The organism is Streptacidiphilus sp. MAP12-33 (genome assembly GCF_041261265.1).
Taxonomy (GTDB): Bacteria; Actinomycetota; Actinomycetes; order Streptomycetales; family Streptomycetaceae; genus Streptacidiphilus.
In genome coordinates this window covers 18,813-38,648 of sequence record NZ_JBGCCA010000003.1, presented here as the reverse complement: position 1 = coordinate 38,648, position 19,836 = coordinate 18,813, and the positions used below count along the sequence as shown (strand labels likewise).

Annotated in this window: 18 protein-coding genes; 11 read left to right on the top strand and 7 right to left on the bottom strand. The window is 73.6% G+C overall.

What is annotated here, in order from left to right; translation table 11 throughout:
- Positions 1 to 4 precede the first annotated feature (4 nt).
- Together modA and ABH931_RS04595 are read right to left on the bottom strand one after the other, a co-directional pair.
- Entirely contained in the window at positions 5 to 862 is an 858-nt protein-coding gene (gene modA / locus ABH931_RS04600) for a molybdate ABC transporter substrate-binding protein (protein ID WP_370110130.1), read from the bottom strand.
- Between the two features lie 83 nt (positions 863 to 945).
- Complete coding sequence (locus tag ABH931_RS04595; protein WP_370110128.1) at positions 946 to 1,338, bottom strand: molybdopterin-binding protein; 393 nt, start codon at positions 1,336 to 1,338, stop codon at positions 946 to 948.
- A gap of 191 nt (positions 1,339 to 1,529) precedes the next feature.
- Here ABH931_RS04595 and ABH931_RS04590 point away from each other — a divergent pair, with 191 nt between their 5' ends.
- The 5 genes from ABH931_RS04590 (at position 1,530) to ABH931_RS04570 (ending at position 8,592) form a co-directional block, all read left to right on the top strand.
- Positions 1,530 to 2,774, top strand: a complete 1,245-nt coding sequence (locus ABH931_RS04590) for an MFS transporter (RefSeq protein ID WP_370110126.1) — start codon at positions 1,530 to 1,532, stop codon at positions 2,772 to 2,774.
- 79 nt (positions 2,775 to 2,853) lie between these two features.
- Positions 2,854 to 3,405, top strand: coding sequence for a DinB family protein (locus tag ABH931_RS04585; RefSeq protein WP_370110124.1), 552 nt, complete (start codon positions 2,854 to 2,856; stop codon positions 3,403 to 3,405).
- Between the two features lie 353 nt (positions 3,406 to 3,758).
- Positions 3,759 to 4,154 (top strand): cell division protein SepF, encoded by a 396-nt coding sequence (locus ABH931_RS04580; protein ID WP_370110122.1) that lies wholly within the window; start codon positions 3,759 to 3,761, stop codon positions 4,152 to 4,154.
- A gap of 215 nt (positions 4,155 to 4,369) precedes the next feature.
- Positions 4,370 to 7,867 (top strand): SNF2-related protein, encoded by a 3,498-nt coding sequence (locus ABH931_RS04575; protein WP_370110120.1) that lies wholly within the window; start codon positions 4,370 to 4,372, stop codon positions 7,865 to 7,867.
- Positions 7,864 to 8,592, top strand: coding sequence for a hypothetical protein (locus tag ABH931_RS04570; protein ID WP_370110118.1), 729 nt, complete (start codon positions 7,864 to 7,866; stop codon positions 8,590 to 8,592). Before ABH931_RS04575 ends, ABH931_RS04570 begins: the two co-directional genes overlap by 4 nt.
- 57 nt (positions 8,593 to 8,649) lie before the next feature.
- Here the strand turns inward: ABH931_RS04570 and ABH931_RS04565 are convergent, their stop codons facing one another.
- On the bottom strand, positions 8,650 to 9,660 hold the full coding sequence (locus tag ABH931_RS04565; RefSeq protein WP_370110116.1) for a DUF5937 family protein: 1,011 nt from the start codon (positions 9,658 to 9,660) through the stop codon (positions 8,650 to 8,652).
- Between the two features lie 107 nt (positions 9,661 to 9,767).
- On the opposite strand from ABH931_RS04565, the gene ABH931_RS04560 reads away from it, so the two are divergent.
- From ABH931_RS04560 to ABH931_RS04545, 4 genes are all read left to right on the top strand, one after another.
- Positions 9,768 to 10,688, top strand: a complete 921-nt coding sequence (locus ABH931_RS04560; RefSeq protein ID WP_370110114.1) for an aldo/keto reductase — start codon at positions 9,768 to 9,770, stop codon at positions 10,686 to 10,688.
- Positions 10,685 to 11,542: an MOSC domain-containing protein gene (locus tag ABH931_RS04555; protein WP_370110112.1), complete on the top strand. Its 858-nt coding sequence runs from the start codon at positions 10,685 to 10,687 to the stop codon at positions 11,540 to 11,542. The genes ABH931_RS04560 and ABH931_RS04555 overlap by 4 nt, the downstream gene beginning before the upstream one ends.
- A 34-nt stretch (positions 11,543 to 11,576) precedes the next feature.
- Positions 11,577 to 12,122 carry a TetR/AcrR family transcriptional regulator gene (locus tag ABH931_RS04550; protein ID WP_370110110.1) on the top strand — a complete coding sequence of 182 codons (546 nt, stop codon included), beginning with the start codon at positions 11,577 to 11,579 and terminating at the stop codon, positions 12,120 to 12,122.
- A gap of 76 nt (positions 12,123 to 12,198) precedes the next feature.
- Positions 12,199 to 13,788: an MFS transporter gene (locus ABH931_RS04545; RefSeq protein ID WP_370110108.1), complete on the top strand. Its 1,590-nt coding sequence runs from the start codon at positions 12,199 to 12,201 to the stop codon at positions 13,786 to 13,788.
- 180 nt (positions 13,789 to 13,968) lie between these two features.
- Here the strand turns inward: ABH931_RS04545 and ABH931_RS04540 are convergent, their stop codons facing one another.
- Both ABH931_RS04540 and ABH931_RS04535 read right to left on the bottom strand, forming a co-directional pair.
- Positions 13,969 to 14,868, bottom strand: a complete 900-nt coding sequence (locus ABH931_RS04540; RefSeq protein ID WP_370110106.1) for a transketolase family protein — start codon at positions 14,866 to 14,868, stop codon at positions 13,969 to 13,971.
- 48 nt (positions 14,869 to 14,916) lie between these two features.
- On the bottom strand, positions 14,917 to 15,621 hold the full coding sequence (locus ABH931_RS04535) for a transketolase (protein WP_370110104.1): 705 nt from the start codon (positions 15,619 to 15,621) through the stop codon (positions 14,917 to 14,919).
- 181 nt (positions 15,622 to 15,802) lie between these two features.
- Here ABH931_RS04535 and soxR point away from each other — a divergent pair, with 181 nt between their 5' ends.
- Positions 15,803 to 16,303, top strand: coding sequence for a redox-sensitive transcriptional activator SoxR (gene soxR / locus ABH931_RS04530; RefSeq protein WP_370110102.1), 501 nt, complete (start codon positions 15,803 to 15,805; stop codon positions 16,301 to 16,303).
- Between the two features lie 83 nt (positions 16,304 to 16,386).
- Positions 16,387 to 16,938 carry an N-acetyltransferase family protein gene (locus ABH931_RS04525; RefSeq protein ID WP_370110100.1) on the top strand — a complete coding sequence of 184 codons (552 nt, stop codon included), beginning with the start codon at positions 16,387 to 16,389 and terminating at the stop codon, positions 16,936 to 16,938.
- A gap of 18 nt (positions 16,939 to 16,956) precedes the next feature.
- Here ABH931_RS04525 and ABH931_RS04520 read toward each other — a convergent pair whose 3' ends face one another.
- The gene (locus ABH931_RS04520; protein ID WP_370110099.1) at positions 16,957 to 17,724 is read right to left on the bottom strand and encodes a PIG-L family deacetylase; all 768 of its coding nucleotides are present in this window, start codon (positions 17,722 to 17,724) and stop codon (positions 16,957 to 16,959) included.
- Between the two features lie 125 nt (positions 17,725 to 17,849).
- The gene (locus tag ABH931_RS04515; protein WP_370110097.1) at positions 17,850 to 19,592 is read right to left on the bottom strand and encodes a phospholipase D-like domain-containing protein; all 1,743 of its coding nucleotides are present in this window, start codon (positions 19,590 to 19,592) and stop codon (positions 17,850 to 17,852) included.
- Between the last annotated feature and the right edge of the window lie 244 nt (positions 19,593 to 19,836).

Genomic DNA, 19,836 nt, shown 5'->3' with positions numbered 1-19,836 from the left:
GGCGTCAGGGTGCCATGAAACCGGCAGCGGTGAGGACCTGCTCACCCTGCGGCGACGCCACGAACGCGGCGAAGGCCTGCGCGGCGGCGGCGTTGCTGCTGCCCTTGAGGGCGACCACCGGGTAGGTGGTGACGGCCTTGGCGGCCTCGGGGAAGTTGACACCGGTGACCTTGCCGGCGGCGCCCTGGACGTCCGTCTTGTAGACGAGCGCGGCGTCGACCTCGCCGAGCTCGACCTTGTTCAGCGCGGAGGTGACGTCCTGCTCCAGCGTGACCGGGGTGAGCTTCACGCCGGCGGCGGCGAGCGCCTTGACGGCCGCGGCGCCGCAGGGGACGGTCTTGGCGCAGAGCGCGACCTTGATGCCGGAGGCGGTCAGGCCGGAGAGGGTGGTCAGGTGCTTGGGGTTGCCGTTGGCGACGGCGATCTCGAGCTCGTTCTTGGCGAAGTCGACCGGCGTGCCGGCCGCGTCGCCCTTGCTCACCACGGTGTTCATCGTGGTCGTGCTGGCGGCGGCGAAGACGTCGGCGGGGGCGCCGGAGACGATGGACGCGGCGAGGGTGTCGCTGCCACCGAAGTTGAAGGTGACGGTGGTACCCGGGTGGGCGGCCTCGAACTCCTTGCCGAGCTCGGTGAAGGTCTTCTTCAGCGAGGCTGCGGCGAAGACCGTCACCTTGCCGCTGATGGCGGCGCCGGACGCCGCGCCGGAGGCGGCGGAGGACGAGGAGGCAGAGGCCGAGGCACCGGACGAGCCGGTGGAGGAGGACGAACTACAGGCGGCCAGGCCGAGCAGGGCCAGCGCGGCCGTGCCGGCGACGGCGGCGCGACGCAGGCGCGGCGCGATCGTGGTGTGCGAGGTGCTCATGTGGAAACCCCCAGTGGTCTCGGGTCGGGCGCGGTCCGCACGGGGCCTCCCGTGCGGGCCACGCGTCGGGGCGGTCGAACGGATCAGGTCCGTTCGACGACAACGTTGGTCGACTTGATCACAGCCACGGCCGGCACGCCGGGCTCCAGACCGAGCTCCTCCGCGGACTCCCGGCTGATCAGGGAGACCACGCGGAACGGGCCGGCCTGGATCTCCACCTGCGCGGCGACGTCACCGAGGATCACCTCGGTGACGATGCCGCGGAACCGGTTGCGCGCCGAGGACGGGATTCCCTCCTCGGCGTTGCCCGACCGGGCGAGTTCGCGGGCGAAGGCGGCGAGATCGGGGCCGGGCACGATGCGGTGGCCGTGCTCGTCCCGCTGGGCATGGAGCCTCCCCGCGTCGACCCAGCGGCGCATGGTGTCCGCGCTGACTCCGAGCAGAGCGGCCGCCTCGCCGATCCGATAGCTGTTCACGTGTCGATCATCCTGTCGCACCTGCTGCCCCTTCGTCACTCGTAGCATGGCACAAGCGACCCGTGGAGCGAACTTCCTCTCGCATGTGCGGGCATCCAGACGTCATCCACTGTTCACATGATGAAAGGGTCGGCCCGGACGGCGCCGCCATCGATAAGGTCTTGGTACGGACTTTCGACGCTGGGGGCGGCATGGCGGACGGCTGCAGAACGGACGACGACGCGAGCGAGGACCCGGCGGGCGCACCGCGCCTGCGACGGGCCCGGATCTCGGTCGCCGCCGTCTTCGCGATCCACGGCGCGGCGTCGGGCAGCTTCGCGACCCGGATCCCCTGGATCAAGGATCACCTGCACCTGTCCGCGGGCCAACTGGGTCTGGCCCTGGTCGCACCCGCGATCGGCTCCTTCCTGTCCATGCCGCTCGCCGGACGGATCCTGCACGCGCTCGGCCACCGGGCGGGCAACCGACTGCTGATCACCCTCTTCGCCGCCGCGCTCGCCCTGCCCGCCCTCGCACCGAACCTCCCCCTGCTGGTCCTGGCCCTGTTCGCCTACGGCGCCTGCGCCGGCGTCGCCGACGTGGCCATGAACGCGCAGGCGGTCGAGGTCGAGGCGCGACTGGGGCGCTCGGTCATGTCGGGGCTGCACGGCATGTGGAGCGTCGGCGGGCTGCTCGGCTCCGCGGTCGGCGTGGCCGCGACCGCGGCCGCCGTGCCCGGCCCGGCGCATCTGGCCGTGGTCGCGGCCGCCTTGGTGGTTCTGGCCCTGCCGGCCTGCCAGGGACTGCTGGACGTGCGGCCCGAGCCGGAGGAGGAGGCGCCGCCCCGGTTCACCCTGCCGCCGCGCTCGGCTCTGGCGATCGGCCTGGTCGGCTTCTGCGCCGTGTTCGCCGAGGGCGCGGGTGGCGACTGGAGCGGCGTCTACCTGCGCACGGTCGCGAACGCGGCGCCCGCCGTCGCCGCCGCGAGCTACACGGCCTTCGCCTGCACCATGGCGATCGCCCGACTGTCGGGGGACGCAGCCGTCCGGCGCTTCGGTGCCGTGCCCACCACCCGCGTCAGCGGCGCCCTGGCGGCGGCCGGGGGCGTGCTGGTGGTGACCGCGACCAGCGCCGTGCAGGCGATCGGGGGCTTCGCGCTGCTCGGCATCGGCATCGCGGTGGTCGTCCCGCTCTGCTTCGCGGCGGCCGGTCACAGCGGGGACAACCCGAGCCGGTCGATCGCGGGTGTCGCGACGATCACCTACACCTCGGGGCTGGTGGCTCCGGCCACGGTGGGCGCGATCGCCGAGGCGACGTCACTGCGCGTCAGCTTCGTCGTGGTCACGGCGCTGACCCTGGGCCTGATCGCCGGCGCACGACTGCTGGCTCCCCGACTCGGCCGGGCCGCACCGGTTGTCGCCACGCGGGAGTCGAGCCCCATTGAGTCGAATATCTGATCGATTTCGAATATGCCGCTTTCTGGCTCATCCGACAAATCCATGGCCGGAAAACGTCCGGGCCCGCAATCATAGGCGCATGAGTTCCATCGGACCCTCGCAGCCGAGCGACCGTCAGATCGTCATTCCCACCAAGGACGAGCGGACCGATCCGCCCTACCTGCAGGGCGAGCGGGCCATGCTGGAAAGCTTCCTCGACTTGCACCGGGAGACGCTGGCGGTCAAATGCGCGGGCCTCGACGCGGCGCAGTTGCGCCGGCGCTCGGTGCCGCCGTCGACGCTCTCGCTGCTCGGGCTGGTCCGCCACATGGCGGACGTGGAACGCTACTGGTTCCGGGTCGTCCTCGACGGCCAGGAGGCACCGGCGCACCACTGGACCGAGGCCTCGCCGGACGGCGACTTCGACGAGGTCGACGCGGCCGACCCGGAGGCCGCGGTGGCGCTGTGGCGTCAGGAGGTCGCACTGGCCAGGGAACTGGCCGCCCCGCGCGGTCTGAACGACGGCGGGACACGGCGTGGCGAGCAGGTTCCGCTGCGCTGGATCTACGTGCACATGATCGAGGAGTACGCGCGCCACAACGGTCACGCGGACCTCCTGCGCGAGCGGATCGACGGAACCACCGGAGAGTAGGCAACACCGGCACGACGGACGCGCGACCCGAACGAAGGACGCCGAGCCCGAAATGTGCCCCTCAGGGCGCACGCGAAACCCGGCACACCTCGAAGTCAGCAGATCCGGGGAACCATAAATCGTACTTCTGTTCGAGTGGAACCAGCTGAATCCGTATTACGTCCGAATGAATCGTCAGAACGGTTGACACGGACGGCGCGGCGAGGCGTCCGGACGGGTGCCTTGTCGGTGATCAATGCGATACTCGGACAGCATCGTGGGAAACCACGTCAGCAAGAACCCGCTCTCGTCCCGGTGGAACGCCGGCGGCGCGAGCATCACACGGGGCAGCAGGACGGATGGGGAGGTTGGGCATGGGAGCAGCACTGCGTGACGACTACCGCGGGTGGCTGTCGCCGTCGGGACGGTACCCGGTGGCGGTCCCGGACTACGAGGAGCCGTGGGACTCCCCGGAGCCCGACGCGGCACCGTTGTCCCCGCGCATCACCCAGGTGCGTCCGACCGGGTTCGACTCGGCGCGTGAGATCGGCGAGCACGTGCGCGTCGGCACCCCCGTCATCATGGACCTCACCCAGATGGCGGACCCGGACGCCAAGCGTCTGATCGACTTCGCCTCCGGCCTGGTCTTCGGCACCCGCGGCACGATGGAGCGGATCGCCCGCCGGGTCTTCCTGCTCGCGCCGCCGGAGATCGAGGTCATGGTCATCGACAACGCCTCGGACGACTCGGGCTTCTACAACCAGAGCTGATCCGGCGTCGGGTCCTCCTTGCCGGGGGCCCGACGCCACGCACCGCCGGCACCGTGCCCCCGTCGCGGCCCGGCGGTGCGGCGCATGACGGCCCTGCCGGGCCCCTACCCCGGGTCCCGCCCCGGCGCCGTTTCGGCTTCTGTCAGTGCGCCCGCTTAGGCTGCTGGTCGAAGGGGCGGAACGGCCGTCCCCGAGGTCGGGGAGCTGGTGAGGCCATGTTCGCGCTGCACGCGATCTGGCGCGCCGACCACCGCCTCGCGCTCTGGGCCGAGGACGCCGCGCGTCCGTCCGCACCGCCGGACGCGGAGGCCGGGCTGCATCCTTTCGCCTGCCCGCCGGCCGCGCTGCGAGCGCTGCTGTCCGCCGTGGGGCCCGGGCTCGCCTGGCTCACCGAGCAGGCCGCCGAGGACGACACCCGTCTGCTGCTGCCCACCGCCGAGGGCACGCCGCTGCCCTCGCCCGAGATCGCCTTCCCCTCCGCCCACGAGCGGCGCGGCGCGGCGCGTCTGACGCCGTGGCGGGTCCCGTCGCTGCTGTTCACGCGAGGGCAGGCGGCACAGCTGCTCGGTGCCCTGCACTCCCCCGAGCGCCAGGCCGTCCACCCCGACCTCCCGGGTCTCGGCCCGGTCGAGGCCGCCTACGGCTCCTCGCTGCGCTGGCTCACCGCCCTCCACGACCTCGCCTGGCGCCTCACCGCCCGCGGCCGCGTCCTTCCGGGGATCAGCCTTCCAGGGATCAGCCTTCCGGGTATCGGCCTTCCAGGTGTCAGCCTCCCGGACAGCAGCCTCCCGACCGACGCCCGCCCCGGCGATGGGGCGCGTCGGGATGCGCTGGCCGAGCGTGGGGCGGGGCCCGGGCGCGCGCAGGCGCGGTGGTGGGCGGCGCCGGGGGTGGCCGAGGGTGAGGAGCTGGCCGGGTTGGTGGCCGCGTGTCCGCCCGTGTGCCGGGCGGAGGCCGGGGCGCGGCGCTCGTCCGCCGCGCTGGCGGAGGAGCTGCTCGGGGTGCTCGTGGACGAGGAGGCGCGGGCACGGCTCGCCGGGGTGCCGTCGCCGGCCGCCTCGGAGCCGGTCGAGCCCGACGCGCTCCTCCTCGCCGCGCTCTGTGCCGAGGACGGCGCGCTGCCGGGCCCGTCGGAGCGCTGGCGCGGGCTCTCCGCGCGCCTGCGCGCCTGGCGCGCACCGAGCGAGGGGGCGTCAGCGGGGCGGCTGCGCCTGGGCTTCCGGCTGGTGGAGCCGCTCGGCCAGGCAGAGGAGGACGAGGATCGCTGGTGGCTGGAGCTGCTGCTCTCCGCCGCCGACGAACCCTCGCACGTGGTCACGGGCGAGGATCTGTGGGCCGGGCGGGCCGGGGCGGTCGTGCTCGCGGAGTCCGTACCGGCGCCGGAGGGCGCGTTCGTCCTGGAGGTGCGCCGCGCCGCGCGCACCCATCCCCTGCTGGCCGACCTCGCCGACGAGGCCCGCCCGCAGGGCCGCTGGCTGGACCGCGCCGAGGCACTGACGTTCCTGCGCGAGGCCGCGCCCCGGCTCGCCGGGGCCGGCTTCGAGGTGCTGCTGCCGTCGTGGTGGCGCGAGCCGCCGTCGCTCGGCCTGCTGCTGGCGGCGCGTCCGGCGCAGGCGGGCGTCGTGGAGCAGGAGAGCACGGTCGGCCGGGAGGAGCTGCTCGCCTTCCAGTGGCAGCTGGCGCTCGGCGGGGAGCCGCTGACGGCCGAGGAGCTGACGCTGCTCACCGCCGCCAAGGACACCCTCGTGCAGCTGCGCGGCCGTTGGCTGGTGGCGGATCCTGACCGCCTGGCGGCGGCCGCCGCCTTCCTCTCTCGTGAGGGATCGGGCGAGATGGCCGTCTCCGAGGTGCTCGGCCTGATGCTGGACGCGCGGGAACCGGCGGGGCTGCCGGTCCTGGCGGTCGAGGTGGAGGGGCGTCTGCGCGGGCTCATCGCCCGGCTCTCCGACGCGACCTCGCCCCGGGTACAGCCCGGCGAGCCGGCGCCCGCCGGCCCTACCGGCCCTACCTCCGCCGGGCTCGGGCCCGCCGACGCGCGGGGGCTGCCCGGAGAGCCTGCGCTCGGGCAGCCGGACGAGGCGTCGGGGCCGGGCACGCCCGTCACCAGCCCGTCCGGCCCCACCGGCCCGGCCGGTTCCGGGCCTTCCGATCCGTCCGGGCCTCCCGCTCCGCCCGCCTACGAACCCGTGCCTCTCCCGCCGGGCTTCCGGGCCGAGCTGCGCCCCTACCAGCACGACGGTGTCGCCTGGCTGGCCGAGCTCGCCCGCCTCGGCCTCGGTGGGGTGCTGGCCGACGACATGGGCCTGGGCAAGACCGTCCAGACCCTCGCCCTCCTGGCCGCCGAGTACGCGGGCACCGGCACAGCCGGCGCGCCCGCCGCACCGGGCGCGCCCACGCTCGTCGTCGTCCCGATGTCGCTGCTCGGCAACTGGGAGCGTGAGTGCGCGCGCTTCGCGCCGATGCTGCGGGTGCACGTCCACCACGGCGCGCGGCGCGGCGGTACGGCGCGGGTGCGCGAGGCGGCGCTCGCCGCCGACGTCGTGCTCACCACCTACGGTTTGGCGGCGCGCGACTTCCAGGCGCTGCGCTCGCTCTCCTGGCACCGCATCGTCGCGGACGAGGCCCAGCACCTCAAGAACGCGGCGACCCTCCAGTCGCGCGCGGTGCGGGCGCTGCCCGCGACGCACCGGATCGCCCTGACCGGCACGCCGGTCGAGAACCGGCTGGCCGATCTCCACTCCCTGCTGGACTTCGTCAATCCGGGGCTGTTCGGCACCGCCGAGCAGTTCAAGGAACGCTACGCGGTGGCCATCGAACGCAACGCGAGCGAACGGGCCACCGCGCTGCTGCGGCGCCGCACCGAGCCGTTCGTGCTGCGCCGGGTCAAGACCGATCCGGCGATCGCGGCGGAGCTTCCGCGCAAGCAGGAGATGACGGTGCTGTGCAATCTGACGGTGGAGCAGGCCGCGCTCTACCGCGCCGTCGTCACCCGGCTGCTGCAACGCATCAAGGGCATGGGCTACACCCGTGATCTGGAGCGGCGCGGCTCCGTGCTGGCCGCGCTGACCCGGCTGAAACAGGTCTGCGACCATCCGGCGCTCTTCACCGGCGAGGGCGCGCGCGGCGCGGCGGTGCGCATGGAGGGGCGTTCCGGCAAGGTGGCGCTGCTGGAGGAGATCCTGGAGGGAGCACTCTCCGAGGGCGACAGCACGCTCTGCTTCACCCAGTACGCGCAGTTCGGCCGGCTGCTCCAGCCCTACCTGCGGCGGCGCCTGGGCTGCCGCGTGCGGTTCCTGCACGGGGGCGTGCCCGAGCCCGAGCGGCGGGTCCTGGTGGATTCGTTCCAGGAGGACGAGGAGCCGGGCGTCTTCCTGCTCTCGCTCAGGGCGGGCGGCACCGGACTGAACCTCACGGCCGCCAACCAGGTGGTGCATCTGGACCGTTGGTGGAACCCGGCGGTCGAGGAGCAGGCCACCGACCGCGCCTACCGGATCGGGCAGCGCCGCGATGTGCAGGTGCGGCGGCTGGTCAGCGTCGGCACGGTGGAGGAGCGGGTCGACGAACTGCTCACCGCCAAGCGGATGCTGGCCGACGCGGTGATCGGTGGCGGCCTCCCGGCGGACGCCGGGGTGCTGGAGGTGCTGACGGCCCTGTCGCCCGACGCCCTCGCGGACGTGCTGGCACTGGCTGAGGAGGCGGTGAGCGAGCTGTGAACGTTCCCGCCTCTGCGGCTTCTGGGGCGTGGCCGGCGTGGTCCGACCGGTTCCTGGCGCGCGTCGAGTCGCTGGGCGTGGGCCTGTTCGCCGACCAGATGCGTGAGTCGGGCGGCTCGGCGCAGGTCCGCGAGCTGTCGGTGGCGCCGGGCTCGGCGCGGGCCCGTGTCGGCGGGGTGGACGCGTGGGCGGATCTGACGGTCTTCGACGCCGACGAGTGGCACCGGGCGGAGGAGGCGCTCGCGGCGGTGCGCCACCGCCTGCTCGCCGACGAGCTCCCGCCGGACACGGACGCACTGCTGGCCCAGGTCGGCCTGCCCCTGCTGCCCGCGCGGGCGACGGAGCTGACCCTCGACTGCGCCTGCGGCCGCACCGGCGGCCCGGACAGCCCGGCCGGCGGCGTGTGCCGCCATGTCGCGGCCCTGCTCGGCGCGTTGGCGATCGCCTTCGACCACGACCCGTTCCTGCTGCTGCGCTGGCGCGGCCGCGACCGGGTCCGGCTCCTCGCGCATCTGCGGCGAGCCCCGTCGCCCTCCGGTCCGGAGCCGCTCACCCCGACCCCGGCGGGGTTCTGGTCCGAGCCGGCGCCGTATCCGGTGCCGGGCCGCGACGACCTGCCCCCGGCCCCCGCCCTCGACGACCTGGGTCCGACCGGCCTGACCCTCCACGGCCGCCCCCTCGACCGCTCCCTGCGCCGGCTCTACCGGGTGATGACAGAGGAGTGAGCCTGCGTCCCCCGGCTCGCGTGGGCCGGCGGGGGGCTCACGAAGGAACACGTCGGCTCACGTCGGATCCGGGCGGCTTCCGGCGGCGGCCGCGCCGAGCAGCGTCTCGGCCGCGTCCGTCCGGGCATAGAGGACGGACCGGCCCGCCCGGTGGGCGCTGACCAGGCCGGCCTGACGCAGCGCGGTGAGGTGCTGGGAGACCCCACCCGGGGAGAGCCCTGTCCGGGCCGCGAGATCCGTGGTGGAGGCGGGGCTGTGCAGTTCCGTCAGCAGCAGCGCGCGGGACCGGCCGAGGACGGCGGCGAGCGCGTCCGTCCCGGCGACCGGCGGAGGTTGCAGCAGGGTGCCCAGGCCGCGCGCGGCGTAGGCGAGCTGCGGCGGGTCCGGCGGGGTGAACCGCACGGCGAGGCGCGGTCCTTTGAAGGCCGACGGGATCAGCAGCAGGCCCGTACCCGCCGTCTCCCGGTCGACGCCCAGCGGCCGTAGGGCCAGGCGCAGCTCGCCCCGGTCCCACCGCAGCGACGGGTGCAGCTCGTCCAGGGCGCGCACAGCGCCGTGTTCGGCCACTTGCCGTGCGCGGTGGTGGATGTCGGCCTCGAGAACGGCGCGCACGCGCGCCCAGTAGGGGGCCAGGGCGAGGTCCCAGTAGGCCTCGATCTCCGCGGCGATGCTCGGTAGTCGGGCCGCAGGGTTCGCATGGAGTGCGCGCAGGCGGGGCCCGAGCCGCTCGCCCTTGCTCTCGAAGACGTCCAGCTCGTTCCGGACCCGGGCGGCGGGCGTGGCGACGACGACGGCGAGCTCCTCGGCGAGCGTCGGCGCGGGCCGGGTCGGGGCCGGGTTCAGGAAGTCGGGGACGTAGCCGGATCTCGGCGGGATCAGCTCGGCGAGCCAGCCACGGTCGAGCCCGGCCGCCACGGCGTGCGGCCACACCTGGTCGATCCAGCGCCGGTGCAAGGGGTATCCGGGCCCGCCCCGGAGCACCCGGAAACTCGTACCGACCTCCCACATGGGCGAGATCGCGAAGCGCATCTGCAGCAGGTCCTGCGCCGAGAAGGCCGGCTCGCCCAACGTGTCCCCCCGTTGCCCCGTTGCCGCTACTGCCGCCGTCGTCCCTGAGGATTCGGGCTCAGCTGAATCAGTGGCTGTCACCGTACCGGCGGACGACGATTCCCGGCATGATCACACAGACGAACCCGCTCCCCGCAACGGCGGCGGGGACCTGGACGCTGGGCGACCTGCCCGTCCGCCGGATCGGACTCGGCACGATGCGGCTGGCGCAGACAGGCGCGGCCTTCCACCCGGATGCCGCGCCGCGCGACCGCGACCAGGCGATCGGGGTGCTGCGCCGGGCGGTGGAGCTCGGCGTCAACCACGTCGACACCGCCGCCTTCTACTTCTCCGCGACGCGCAGCGCCAACGAACTGATCAACCGTGCGCTCTCGCCCTACCGCGACGACTTGGTCATCGTCACGAAGGTCGGGCCGGGCCGCGATCTCGCGGGGGCCTGGCTGCCCCACGCCACCCCCGCCCAACTGCGCGGGCAGGTCGAGGAGAACCTGCGTCAGCTCGGCCGCGACCACCTGGACGTCGTCAACCTGCGGGTCCTCGGCGACGCCCCGGTCGCCGAACGCTTCGGCGCGCTCGCGGAGCTGCGGGAACGGGGGCTGATCCGCCACCTGGGGCTGTCCAACATCCGCGCGCACCAGTTGGCCGAGGCCCGGGCGATCGCCCCCGTGGTCTGCGTGCAGAACCCGTTCGGCCTCGGTGCGGCGACGCCGGAGCAGGAGGAGCTGCTGCGGGCCTGCGGCGAACAGGGCGTGGCGTTCGTCCCGTTCTACTCGATCGCGGGAAGCGGACGCGACAAGGGCGCGGGCCTGCCCGAGCCCGAGGCGCTCCGGGCCCTCGCGGAGAGCCGCGGCGTCAGCACGGCTCAGCTGCGCATCGCCTGGACACTCCACCAGGGCCCGCACGTCCTCGCGATTCCCGGCACCGGCGATCCGGCCCACCTGGAGGCCAACGTCGCGGCGGCCGGACTGCGCCTCTCCGGCGACGAGCTGGCCGTGCTGGACTGCCTCCACCGAGCGGTCGCGTCGTGAGCGCGGCGGGCACCGGCACCGTCACCGGCCTGTCTCGGTATCCGGTGAAGTCGATGCTGGGCGAGTCGCTCACCCGGGTCACCGTGGACGCGCGCGGCCTGGACGGCGACCGGCGATGGGCCGTCCTGGACGCGGAGTCGGGCAAGGTCGCCAGCGCCAAGCAGCCACGTCTGTGGCGTGGCCTCCTCGCCTACCGGGCGTCGCTCGACGAGGCGGGCGAGGTGCGCGTGCGCATTCCGAAGCTCTCGGACCTCGCCGCCGGGGATCCGGCGCTCGACGCGGAGCTGTCCGAGGCGCTGGGCCGGAAGGTGGCACTGACCGACACGCCACCCGTCGGCGCGATCCTGGACCGGGCGCGGCCCGAGCAGGTGCTGCGCGCGGGGGTGACGGCCGAGGTGGAGGCGGACGTGGTGGCGTTCGGCTCCGCCGCGCCGCCCGGCTGCTTCTTCGACTTCGCGCCGGTCCACCTCGTCACGGTCGCGACGCTCGACCGGATCGCCGCGCTCAGTGCGCGTGCCCGGGTCGAGGTGGCGCGCTACCGCCCGAACATCGTGCTCGACACGTCGGAGGCGGCCTTCGCCGAGCACGGCTGGATCGGCGGAGAGCTGCGGATCGGGCCGGAACTGGTGCTGCGGGTCATCGCGTCCACTCCGCGCTGCGCCGTGCCGACCCTCGCGCACGGTCCGCTCCCCAGGGACCTCGACGCGCTGCGCGTCCCGGCCGCCCACCACCGCGTGCCCGCGCTGCCCGGGCGGGCCGCCGAGCCCTGCGTCGGCGTCTACGCGCAGGTGGTGCGGCCCGGTCGGATCGGGGTCGGCGACGAGGCCGTGCTGCCACAGCCGGATATCAAGTGAGACAAATCTGTCTCACTTGATATATCCTTGCTCCATGGCCACCGATCGCGACTCCATCCTTCTCGCCGCCGGCGGGCTGCTCTCGCGGCAGCCCGCGGCCGCGATGGACGAGATCGCCCGCGCCGCCGGGATCAGCCGGGCGACGCTGCACCGGCTCTTCCCGGGCCGTGAACGGCTGCTCCACGAGATCGGCACGTACGCGCTGTCGCGGATGGAGGCGGCCCTGGACGCCGCGGCCCTCGACGAGGGGGATCCCATCGACGCCGTGCGCCGCCTGGCGGACGCGATCATCCCCCACGCGGAACTGGTCGCCTTCCTCTCCGGCGAGGCCCGGCTCTTCGAGGACGACACCATCACCGCGTCCTGGGACCGGATCGACGCACGGGTCGCCGCGCTCTTCCTGCGCGGCCAGCAGTCGGGCGCGTTCAGAATCGAGCTGCCGGCCGCATGGCTGAGCGAGGCCTTCTTCGACCTCCTCGCCGGCGTCGGCTGGGCCGTCCAGGACGGACGCCTGGCCCTCCGCGACGGCACCCGGGCCCTGACCGAGCTCTTCCTCGGCGGCGCGGTCCGCCGCGACTGACCGGCTCCCCCGGCCCCCGCCTCCGCCCGCCGCACCGCCTGCCACTTCGAACCACCCAAGACCGAGAGTTCTTCTCATGACCACGGACATGACCGTGCCGCAGACCACCTCCGCCTACCGATATAACCGCCCGGGTGCGCCCTCCGGCAGCTCGCGCACCCGCTGGACCGCGCTCGCGGTCCTCGTCCTGGCCGTGCTCCTGGTGGCGGTCGACGCCACCGTGCTCGTGCTCGCGCTGCCGTTCATCAGCGAGAGCCTGTCCCCGTCCGCGCCGCAGCTGCTGTGGATCGGCGACAGCTACTCCTTCGTCATCGCCGGTCTGCTGGTGAGCATGGGCTCGCTGAGCGATCGTGTCGGCCGCCGCCGCGTGCTGCTGATCGGCGCCGCGGCCTTCGGTGCCGCGTCGCTGCTGGCCGCCTACGCGCCGAGCGCCGGCTGGCTGATCGCCGCGCGTGCCCTGCTGGGTGTCGCCGGCGCGACGATCATGCCGTCCACCCTGTCGCTGATCCGCACCCTCTTCCCCGACAACCGTGAGCGTGCCCGCGCCATCGGCATCTGGGGTGCCGCCGCGACCGCCGGTGCCGCGGGTGGCCCGCTGCTCGGCGGCGTGCTGCTGGAGCACTTCTGGTGGGGCTCCGTCTTCCTGATCAACGTCCCGCTGGTGCTGGTGCTGCTGGTGCTCGGCGCCCGCCTGCTGCCCGAGTCGCGCGACCCGAAGCCGGGCGCCTGGGACCTGCCGAGTGTGGGCATGTCCCTGGTCGGCATCATCGGCGCCGTCTACGCCGTCAAGGAGGCCGCGGTCGACGGCCTGGGCCGGGTCGACGTGTGGCTCGCCGGTGTCCTCGGCGTCACCTGCCTGATCGTGTTCTGGCGCCGCCAGCTGCGCCTGCCGATGCCGCTGCTGGACGTCCGGCTCTTCGCGAACCGCCGCTTCACCGCGGCCGTCCTGGCCGCGCTGATCGCGCTGATCGGGCTGTCCGGCGTCGTCTTCTTCCTCTCCCAGTACTTCCAGCTGGTCCGCGGCTACTCGCCGCTGGTCGCCGGTCTCGCCGACATGCCGGCCTTCGCCGGCTCCACGCTCGGCGCGCTGCTCGCCGCCTGGATCGCCAGGCGCGCCGGCCACCGCCGTACGCTCGCCGGCGCTCTGCTGGCCATGGGCCTCGGTATCGGGGTGCTGGGCTGGCTCGACGCCTCCACCTCGTACCTGGTGATCGGTGTCGCCTTCGCGGCGATCGGCATGGTCGAGGGCGTCGTCTACGCCCTGTCGACGACGATGGTCCTCGACGCGGCCCCCGCGACCAAGGCCGGCGCGGCCTCGGCCGTCTCCGAGACCGCGTACGAGCTGGGCACCGCGCTCGGCATCGCCCTCGTCGGCACGGTGACCACGGCCATCTACCGCTCCGGCCTGCCGGCCGGTACTCCGGACGCGGCCCGCGACTCGCTCGGCGGCGCGGTCCAGGACGCGCACGCCCTCCCGTCCGGCCCGGGCGCCACGCTGCTGCGCGCCGCGCAGGACTCCTTCGTCCACGGCCTCAACGTGGCCGCGCTGCTGTCCGGGGGCCTTCTGGTCGCCGCAGCGGCCCTGGTCTGGATCCTCCTCGGTCGCAGCCGTGGCCGCGACGGCGCCACGGAGCGCGACGACGAGCGCACCAGCGCCGAGCACTGACGCCCGGCCGCACGGCCGCACCGGGCGGCGCGCCGCGAGCGGCCGCCGAGCTCAGGGCGCCACGGGCGGTCCGGACGGGACTGCGCCCGGCGCTGTGACCGGACGCCACGCCCGGGACCGCACCGGACCGAGGCCGTCGCCGGCCACCACCGCGAGCAGAACGCGGCGAGCGGTCCGGGCCTATCGGAGGCCCGCCCAGGTCGTGATCCGCGCGCGGAGGGAGTGGGCGTCCAGGCCGTGGGCGGCGATGTGGTCCGCCATCGTGCCGTAGTGCCGCAGCTCCTCACGGGCGACGCCGAGGCCGAGGATCCGGTGCGGACGGTCCGCCAGCGCCTCGGCGACGAACGGGGTCGACGTCCCGGCCAGGTAGGGCTCGACCACGACCACGTCGGCGGCGGCGCGATCGGCCAGCGCGGCGCGCAGCGCCGCCGAGTCGAAGGGGCGGACGGTGGACGCGTACAGCACGGTCGCGTCCACGCCGTCCAACGCCGCCAGGACCTCGTCCAGCACCGGTCCGACCGCGACGACGACGGGACCACGCCGCCCCTCACGGACGGTCAGGAACCGTCCGGGCGTGATCGGCCGGGCAACGGCGTTGCTCTGCAGGGACAGCCGCACGTAGACGAGGCCCTCACCGCCCGCCGCGTCGCGCAGCAGCCGCTCCGCCTCGTCCGCGTGGCCGGGGACATGGACGGTCCAGCCGGGCAGCGTGTCCAGCAGGGCGACGTCCGCCGGGGACATGTGGGTGCGCCCGCCCGCGGGCCAGTCGTAGGAGCCGAGGGCACTGACCAGCACCGCGCCGACACCCTGGTGGCCGAGGTCCAGCTTGACCTGCTCGAAGGGCCGCTCGACCAGGAAGCTGGCGAAGGTGTGCGCGATCGGGCGCATCCCCGCCAGCGCGAGGCCGCCCGTCGCACCGATCAGCAACTGCTCGCGGATCCCGACGTTGACCACCCGGTCGGGGTGCGCCGCCGCCGCGGCGTCGAAGCCGGAAGCGGAGATGTCCGCGAGCACGACCGCGAGACGCGGGTCCTCGTCGAGCAGGGCGGTGGTGGTGGAGATGAAACGCTCGCGCATCATGGCAGGGATCCGTCCGTGGGAAGGGCTGAGGTGGGAGGGGTGTCCGGGTCAGTTCTTGGGCTCGACGACGGCGACGACCGCGTGCGGCCGGCCGGGGTGCGGCTGAGTGAACGCCTCGAACAGCGCGTCGTGATCGCGGCCGTCGACGGTGACGGCGGACCAGCCGTTCGCGGTGAAGCGGGAGGCGATGCCGCCGGGCCAGCCGTGCGTCGCGGACTGGTTGTCGATCACGACCGTGTGCAGGCGGCCCAGTCCGGTCGATCCGGCGTAGGCGAGGGCCTCGTGGTTGCTGCCCTCGTCCAGCTCGGCGTCCCCGATCAGCACCCAGACGGCGGGGTCGAGCAGACCCTGCGCCCGCAGACCCAGCGCGGTGCCGACACCGAGCGGCAGGCCGTGCCCGAGCGAGCCGCTGCCGATCTCCACGCCGGGCACGAGGGTGCGGTCGGGGTGGTGGCCGAGCGGCGAGTCGTAGTGGCCGAAGCTGTCCAGCAGGTCCGGCGCGATGAAGCCCTTGGCGGCGAGGACGGCGTAGTAGGCCATCGGGCCATGGCCCTTGGAGAGCAGGAACCGGTCCCGGTCCTGGTCCTCGGCGGTCCCGGGGGTGACCCGCAGCACCCGGTCGTAGAGGACCCAGAGGGCGTCCAGCGTGGAACTCGCCGCCGGGCCGTGCTTCTCGGCGCCGGTCATCCGGCGCATCAGGCCCGCGAGTTCGGAGTAGGTGGTGGTGTCGGCGTCGGCCGTGGTCAGCGTCATGGGAAGAGCGTGCAACTTCAAGCGCACTTGAAGTCAAGCGGCTCCGACCGGCCCACTCACCCGCCCCGGGCGAACAGGACGCGGTCGAGCAGGTGACCGGCAGCGGGGGCGCATGCGGTATACCGGCTCACGTCGCCCCAGCGTCGACCGCCGCATCCCCACCCCCGAACCGGAGCCGTGCATGTCCCCGCTGAAGGACCGACTGACGATCGGTGAACTCGCCGCGCGCAGCGGCCTGGCCACCTCCGCCCTCCGCTACTACGAGGAGCTCGGGCTGATCTCCTCCGAGCGCACCGCCGGCGGCCAGCGCCGCTACCACCGGGCGATGCTGCGACGGGTCGCCTTCGTCCGGGCCGCGCAGCGGGTCGGGCTCTCCCTCGACGAGGCCGGGCAGGCGCTGGCCCGCCTGCCGGTGGACCACGCACCCAACGCCACGGAGTGGGCGCCGGTGGCGCGCGCCTGGCAGCGCCGGATCGACGAGCAGATCGCCGAACTCCAGCTGCTGCGGCGCAAGCTCGGTGGCTGCGTGGGCTGCGGCTGCCTCTCGCTCAAGCGCTGCGCGCTCTACAACCCCGACGACACCGCCGCCTCCCACGGCCCGGGCGCGCGCTGGCTCCTCGGCGACACCCCTCCCGAGCCGTCCGCACCCGGGCCCGGCTCCGGCTCCGGCTCCGGCTCCTGACACGTTGTTGCCACCCCCGTGTGCCGGGCGGCAGGATGAGCCCGCCCGCGACGGGCAGGCACACGGACAGGGAGGCACGGCCGGTGGATCCGCACCGCACAGCCCAGGCGGAGGTCGGCCGCGAGCAGACGGTCGTGGTCCGACCCGCCGAGGTGCGGGACATCCCCGCTCTCGTCCGGCTGCGCCTGGCCAACGCCGAGCAGCACATCGCGTTGGCGCCCGGGACCTACCGGATGCCCGACGCCGAGGCGGTCCGGCGGCATTTCGAGGCGCGCCTCTCCGCCGGTCAGGGGGAGGCCGCCGAGGCGCTGATCTCGGTCGCGGAGCTGGACGCCGAGGTGGTGGGGATGGCGGAGCTCGTCCTGCTGCCCGAGCCGCCGGAGCACCAGATCCTGGTGCCGCGGGCAGCCGCAGAGATCCACACCGTCGTCCTGGAAGGCCGACGCGGTCGCGGCGTGGGCAGCGCGCTCGTGCGCGCGACCGAGCGGCTCGCCGCAGAGCGCGGCGTCGTGCAGTTGTACGCGGGCATCTTCGCCGCGAACACGGACGGCATCGGCTTCTACTCCGCCTGCGGATTCGGCCCGCGGGGCGTCGTGCTCAGCAAGGCCCTCGGCGGACAACCCCGACCGCACTGAGGGCAGGCCCGCGATGGATCAGAGGGCCTGGCGCGTGACCGTCGCGCCGGGGCCGGGGCGGTGCAGGTAGTGCTCCGTGCCAAGGCCCGCCTCGCGCAGGGCCGGGTCGGTGAGGAGGGAGACGCTCGCGCCGCGCGCGAACTCCGAGGCGTGGCACTGGAGCGCGACCCACTTGGTGTCCAGCCAGGGGCGGACGTCGAGGGAGGCCGCGACACGCTCGTCGGGGGTCGACGGGACGTTCTCGGGCTGGAACCCCGCCGCCGCGGCGCGCTGCGCGAGGGAGGTGGGGACCGTGACCAGCCACAGCGCGGAGGCCGCCCAGGCCGGGCCCGCGTCGGGCAGGAGGAAGGGGACGGCCGCCGCCTCGATCGCGGCCAGGGTCGCGCGGTGGACGCGGATGTGGTCGAGGTGGCCGGAGACCCCCGCCGGGTCGTAGGTGACCACCGATGTCGGGCGCAGCGTCCGGATCTGCGCGACCAGGTGGGCCACCACCTCGTCGAACGGCGCGGCGCACAGGGAGCCCGGGCCGGAGCCGGCACGGCCGGAGTCCCGGTAGGGCAGCATCGCCGACGTGGTGACGCCGAGGACCTGCAACGCCCGCGTCCACTCCTTGGTGCGGGTGCCGCGCGCGGCGGCGGAGCTGCCGTCGGCGAGTTCGCCGTCCGTGCAGGTGACGACGGCGGTGGCGCGCCCGGCGGCAGCCTCACGGGCGAGCAGGCCGCCCGTCCACAGGGACTCGTCGTCCGGGTGGGCGTGGACGGTCAGCAGGCTGTGGCGCGGCTCCATCGGTGGTTCGCTCCCCTTGTCGGCGCCTTCGGTGCGAACGATCCTGCCACGGCCCGGTGCGAGAAACGCGAAGGCCCCCGCTCCGGAGAGCGGGGGCCCGACCGAGGCACGAGAGGCAGGGAACGTCAGGAGACGTTCAGCGCCGTGTCGTCGAGGACGAAGCTGGTCTGGTACTCGCTGTCCTCGCTGCCGGTGAACTTGAGGGTGACGGTCTGCCCGGCGTAGGGGGACAGGTCGAAGGAGTGCTGGCTGTAGCCGGAGGCCGCGTTGAGGTTGGAGTAGGTCGCGAGCGTGGCCAGGACCGTGCCGGAGCCGTTCAGCACCTGGACCTTGAGGGTGTCGTAGGCCGTGGTGGTGCTGGTCTCGGCGGTGTCGACGTGCAGCCAGAAGGAGAAGTTCGCGCCGCAGCCGGCCGGGATCGCCACCGACTGGGCGAGCGTGTCGGTGTGCGCGCTGCCGTAGCCGTCCAGCCAGGCGTCCCAACTACCGGAGTGGGTGGACTCGGAGGTCGTGTCGTTGTTGAGGACGCCGGACGAGCCGGTCCAGGGGGACAGCGCGCCGGTCTCGAACCCGGGGTTGCCCAGCAACTGGCCGGGGTTGGCGCAGCCGCCGCCTGCGGACGAGGTGACGGTCCAGGTGAAGGAGGTCGAGCCCGAGACGCCGGTGCCGTCCGTCGCGGTCACGGTGACGGTGGAGCTGCCCGCGGTGGTCGGCGTGCCGGAGATCAGGCCGGACGAGGAGAGCGACAGGCCCGCCGGGAGGCCGGTCGCGCTGTAGGTCAGCGAGCCGCCGGCGGAGTCGGTGCCGGAGATCTGCAGGCTCGCCGCGGTGCCGACCGTGCCGGTCTGGTTGCCGGGGTTGGTGACGGTGACGGCGCCCGTGGCGGAGGAGCCGAAGTCGGCGTCGAAGGCCTGCTCCAGGCCGGAGACGACGCCGGAGTCCGCGACGATCAGGCCCAGTTCGCGGTTGTGGTTGAGCGAGTTGTCGGAGAAGTTCTCCGATCCGGCGAAGGCCTTGGCGGTCGAGGTGCCGTAGTCGGCGACGATGGCCTTGGCGTGGATGTAGTAACCGGTGGAGCTGGTGTAGGTCTTGACCTTGCCGCCGGCCGCCGTCACCTGGTTCAGCTGGGTGGTGTAGCTGTTGTTCTCGTTCTCCGCGACCACGCGCACCGTGACGCCGCGCTGCTCGTCGGCGACGATCGCGTTGACCAGGGCGGTGTCGCCGAACTCCTCCTCCTCGACGTCCAGGCTGTGCTGGGCGCCGTTGACCAGGCCCAGCAGCTGGGTCTGCGAGTCGGTGGGCGACCAGACCAGGTCGGTGCCGTCGGCGGGGGTGATCGCGGTGTGGGCGTAGTCGGCGTTGAAGACCGCCTCGATCGCGCTGACATCCGACGCGGTCGTGTCGAAGACGCCGTAGTCGCGCGAGGTCGCGTAGTAGGTGGTGTCGAAGTTGCCGGTGGAGATGTAGGACTCGGCACCGTCGACGGTGATGGTCTTCTGGTGCGTGTACGTGAACGACGTGGAGGAGTAGTTGACCCCGACCCCGCCGGCTTGCAGGGCGCTGTAGGCCGCGCTGTTGACGGAGCTGTGGTTCGGGTCGATGAGGACGCGGACCGTGACGCCGGCCTTCTCCTTGGCGACCAGGTCGCCCACGAGCGTGGTGTCGCGCAGTTCGTAGATCGTCACGTCGATCGACTTCGTCGCGGAGTTGACGAAGTTGTAGATCGCGCTCTCACCCTGGTCGGGCAGAACCACCAGCGAGTAGTTGCCGGCGGCGTGGGCGGTCACGGCACCCGGCAGGATCGCTGCCGTGGCGACCGTGGCCGCGGCCGTGAGGGTCCGGATGAGTCTGCGGCGTACGGGGCTCAAGTCGGGCTCCTGATGCGATGGTTCGGCTGACGGTCAGCCGCTGGGGAGGGCGGTGCGCGGGAGCGGAACATGCTGCGCAACGCGCGTAGCGCCCCCACAGTAGGGGCCCGTCGGGTACATGCCAGGGTGCGAGAAGTGAAGGGATGCTGAACGGCTGGGGGCGCAATGATCATGCCGTTTTCCCTCTGGACTTGTTGGGTTCTGTGCGGCATTGTTACCCGCCGGTATCCCCGCGCCGCGTGCA

What these genes read in the sequence shown, in the direction of transcription:
- ABH931_RS04540 (WP_370110106.1), bottom strand. Translation starts at nt 14,868, where the DNA reads ATGATGCGCGAGCGTTTCATCTCCACCACCACCGCCCTGCTCGACGAG.
- ABH931_RS04535 (WP_370110104.1), bottom strand. Translation starts at nt 15,621, where the DNA reads ATGACGCTGACCACGGCCGACGCCGACACCACCACCTACTCCGAACTC.
- ABH931_RS04560 (WP_370110114.1), top strand. Translation starts at nt 9,768, where the DNA reads ATGATCACACAGACGAACCCGCTCCCCGCAACGGCGGCGGGGACCTGG.
- modA (WP_370110130.1), bottom strand. Translation starts at nt 862, where the DNA reads ATGAGCACCTCGCACACCACGATCGCGCCGCGCCTGCGTCGCGCCGCC.
- ABH931_RS04585 (WP_370110124.1), top strand. Translation starts at nt 2,854, where the DNA reads ATGAGTTCCATCGGACCCTCGCAGCCGAGCGACCGTCAGATCGTCATT.
- ABH931_RS04580 (WP_370110122.1), top strand. Translation starts at nt 3,759, where the DNA reads ATGGGAGCAGCACTGCGTGACGACTACCGCGGGTGGCTGTCGCCGTCG.
- ABH931_RS04545 (WP_370110108.1), top strand. Translation starts at nt 12,199, where the DNA reads ATGACCACGGACATGACCGTGCCGCAGACCACCTCCGCCTACCGATAT.
- ABH931_RS04550 (WP_370110110.1), top strand. Translation starts at nt 11,577, where the DNA reads ATGGCCACCGATCGCGACTCCATCCTTCTCGCCGCCGGCGGGCTGCTC.
- ABH931_RS04575 (WP_370110120.1), top strand. Translation starts at nt 4,370, where the DNA reads ATGTTCGCGCTGCACGCGATCTGGCGCGCCGACCACCGCCTCGCGCTC.
- ABH931_RS04520 (WP_370110099.1), bottom strand. Translation starts at nt 17,724, where the DNA reads ATGGAGCCGCGCCACAGCCTGCTGACCGTCCACGCCCACCCGGACGAC.
- soxR (WP_370110102.1), top strand. Translation starts at nt 15,803, where the DNA reads ATGTCCCCGCTGAAGGACCGACTGACGATCGGTGAACTCGCCGCGCGC.
- ABH931_RS04590 (WP_370110126.1), top strand. Translation starts at nt 1,530, where the DNA reads ATGGCGGACGGCTGCAGAACGGACGACGACGCGAGCGAGGACCCGGCG.